This window comes from Microbacterium sp. CPCC 204701 (genome assembly GCF_004010105.1).
Classification (GTDB): Bacteria; Actinomycetota; Actinomycetes; order Actinomycetales; family Microbacteriaceae; genus Microbacterium.
On sequence record NZ_RRYE01000349.1, the window covers coordinates 1 to 3,093 of the forward strand.

Annotated in this window: 2 protein-coding genes and 1 pseudogene; 2 read left to right on the top strand and 1 reads right to left on the bottom strand. The window is 73.5% G+C overall.

What is annotated here, in order from left to right; genetic code table 11:
- Together EIO58_RS15170 and EIO58_RS15175 are read left to right on the top strand one after the other, a co-directional pair.
- A partial coding sequence (locus EIO58_RS15170) for an MFS transporter (RefSeq protein ID WP_205789315.1) occupies positions 1-742 on the top strand: 742 nt, incomplete at its 5' end.
- 51 nt (positions 743-793) lie between these two features.
- A complete protein-coding gene (locus EIO58_RS15175; protein ID WP_240658914.1) occupies positions 794-2,572 on the top strand; it encodes an aldehyde dehydrogenase family protein in 1,779 nt (592 codons plus the stop codon).
- Between the two features lie 333 nt (positions 2,573-2,905).
- Here the strand turns inward: EIO58_RS15175 and EIO58_RS15180 are convergent.
- A pseudogene (locus EIO58_RS15180) lies at positions 2,906-3,093 on the bottom strand (DEAD/DEAH box helicase); the annotation flags it as partial.

Genomic DNA, 3,093 nt, shown 5'->3' on the forward strand with positions numbered 1-3,093 from the left:
GGCCCGGGCCGGCGTCCGCGAGCACTACGCCGCCGGGGTGCGGGCACTGCGGCGCAGCGGGCCGTTCCGCGCACTCCTCGGCACGTTCGTGCTGCAGGCCCTGGCCACCGGCCTCATGCTCGCCGGTGCGCAGTACGTCGCGACGTGGGTGCTGCGCTCCGAGGCGGCGGTCGAGCTGCTGTTCGTCGCGCTCATCGCACCCGCGCTGCTTGCCGCGCCCGCCTGGGGCGTCGTGGCCCGCCGCATCGGCAAGGAGCGGGCGTTCCGGATCGCGAGCACCGTGTTCGCCCTCGCGGCGCTGTCGATCCTCGCCGCGCTGTGGGCGCCCGGCGACTGGATCTACGTGCCGGTCGGCCTGGCGGGCATCGCATACGCGGGCATGCAGTCGCTGCCGATGGCGATGCTGCCCGACGTCATCTCGCACGACGAGCGGGTGTCAGGACCCGGCCACGCGGGCGCGTTCAGCGGCGTCTGGACCGCGGGCGAGACGATCGGGTTCGCGCTCGGCGCGACAGCGCTCTCGGTGATCCTCGCGATGACCGGATACGTGTCGTCGGTCGCAGGGCAGGCCGTGACGCAGCCGGATGCCGCGGTCACGGGCATCGTCGTGAGCTTCAGCGTCGTGCCGGCCGCGCTGATCGCCCTGAGCCTCGTGACGCTGGCGCGCTATCCTCTGCGCCGGCACGACGTCGATACCTCGGTCGACGCCTCGGTCGACGGCATCCAGTCGCACGGCTCCTGACACCGAGTCCGGCGGACGTAGACTGAGGCTCCCGCCCGAAGGAGAGCGCCCGTGCCGAACGCCGCCCCCGCACCGTCCCGCCCGCGGACCGACGACCCGCCCCTGGCCGAGGACGTGCGCGAGCACCTCGATGCGTGCATCTCGCGACTGGACGAAGGCGCCCGCGTGTGGACGGCCCTGACCCTCGACCAGCGTGCACGGCTGATGACCCGGCTGCACGACTCGATCTCCGCGTCGGCGGAGGACTGGGCGGACGTCGCCGCGGCATCGAAGGACCTCGCTCCGGAGCATCCGCTGCGCGGCGAGGAGTGGCTGTCGGGTCCGTACGCCGCCCTCGTCGCCGTCGACGCCTACGCGGTCACACTGCGGGCGCTGGCCCGCGGCGCCAGTCCCCTCGACGGAGTGACGACGGATGCCGCACCCGGCGGCCGCGTGCGCGCCCATCTCTTTCCGATGAATGCCGTCGACGGCATGCTCCTGTCGGGCTACACCGGCGAGGTGTGGTTCGAGCCCGGCGTGACCGCCGAAGATGCGCGCAGCCGGGCGGGGCTCGGGCAGCTCACGCCCACCGCCGCGGGCGGCGTCGGGCTCGTGCTCGGCGCCGGCAACGTCACGTCGATCCCCGTGCTCGACGTGATCTACGAACTGCTCGCGTACAACCGCGTCGCGCTGCTCAAGCTCAACCCGACCCAGGATGCGCTCGTGCCCGTCTTTCAGCGTGCGTTCGCGCCGCTCATCGAGCCCGGGTTCCTTCGGATCGTGCGCGGCGGCGGCGATGTCGGCGCGTACCTCACCCGCCACCCCGGCATCGCGCACGTGCACATCACCGGCGCCGCTCCCACGTTCGACGCGATCGTGTGGGGCTCGGGGCCGCAGGCGGCGCGGCGCAAGCGCGAGAACCGGCCGCAGCTGAAGAAGCCGATCACCGCCGAACTCGGCGGCGTCTCGCCGATCATCGTCGTCCCGGGCGCGTGGAGCGACGCCGACCTGGCCTTCCAGGCCGAGCACGTCGTCACGATGCGGCTGTACAACTCGGGCCACAACTGCATCGCGGGGCAAGTCGTGATCCTGAGCGCCGACTGGCCGCAGCGCGGGGCGTTCCTGCGCGCTCTGCGGGCCGCCTACGAGGCGGCGCCCCGGCGCTCGGCGTGGTACCCCCGGAGCGACGCGAAGCTCGAGGCCGCGGCATCCGGCTACCCGAACGCGACGTGGTGCGCCGACGGCACGCGCGCGCTCATCGAGATCGGCGCCGACGACGACGCCACCGTGCTCGAGACGACCGAGTACTTCGCCCCGGTGCTCGGCGTGGTCTCGCTGCCGGGCGCCGGTCAGGAGTTCCTCGACACCGCGGTCGCGCACGCGAACGAGCAGCTCGTCGGCACCCTCGGGGCCAACGTCCTCGTCGACCCCGAGACTCAGGCGGCGCTGGGCGACGGCTTCGAGCACGCGATGGCCGACCTGCGTTACGGCACCGTGTCGATCAACTCGTGGACGGCGTTCGGCTTCCTCACGCCCACGCTCACGTGGGGCGGGTTCACCGGCGCGACGCTCCAGGACGTCCAGAGCGGCATCGGCGTCGTGCACAACGCGCTCCTCCTCGACGGAGTCGAGCGGTCGGTGACGCGCGGCCCCTTCCGGCCCTTCCCCCGCGCCCTCGCGCCCCGGTCGCTCAGTGCGTCCAGGGGCCGGTCGTTCTCGGTGCTGCCGAAGCCGCCGTGGTTCGTGAGCTCGCGCACCGGGGCCACGGTGAGCGAGGGGTTCACGCGGTTCCGCATGGACGGCGACTACGCGAAGCTCATGGTCACGCTCGCCCAGGCCTTCCGAGCATGAGCGCGCGTGCCGCGCCGCCGTTCGGACCCGATGGGCTCGAGGCCGACGACATCGTGGTCGACGCGGGCCGGCGCCGCCGCCGGGCTCTGGCACGGGCGCCACGCCTCAGGTGTCACGACACGCGGAATCCGCGAGCCCATGCCGCGTGTCGCGCCCCACGAACGCGCGCGCACGCCTCGGCTGGCGCCGGCGCCACACCTCAGGTGTCACGACACGCGGAATCCGCGAACCCATGCCGCGTGTCGCGCCCCACGAACGCGCGACCGATGGCCAACGAGCGAGACGAAACGCCCCGACGCACGGATGCGTCGGGGCGTCTCGAGCAGCTGCGGGTCAGCGGCCGCCGCGGCGGTTCGTGCCGTTGGGGCGGACGACCGAACCGACCATGAGCTTGCCCGTGCCACCGCCGGACGCACGACGTCCCGGGGTGCGCGGGTTGCCCTGCGCGGGCTGAGCCGAGCGGGAGTGGCCGGCGCTCTGGTCCTGACGCTGGTGCGTGGCCTTCTCGCGCGGAGCGGCCG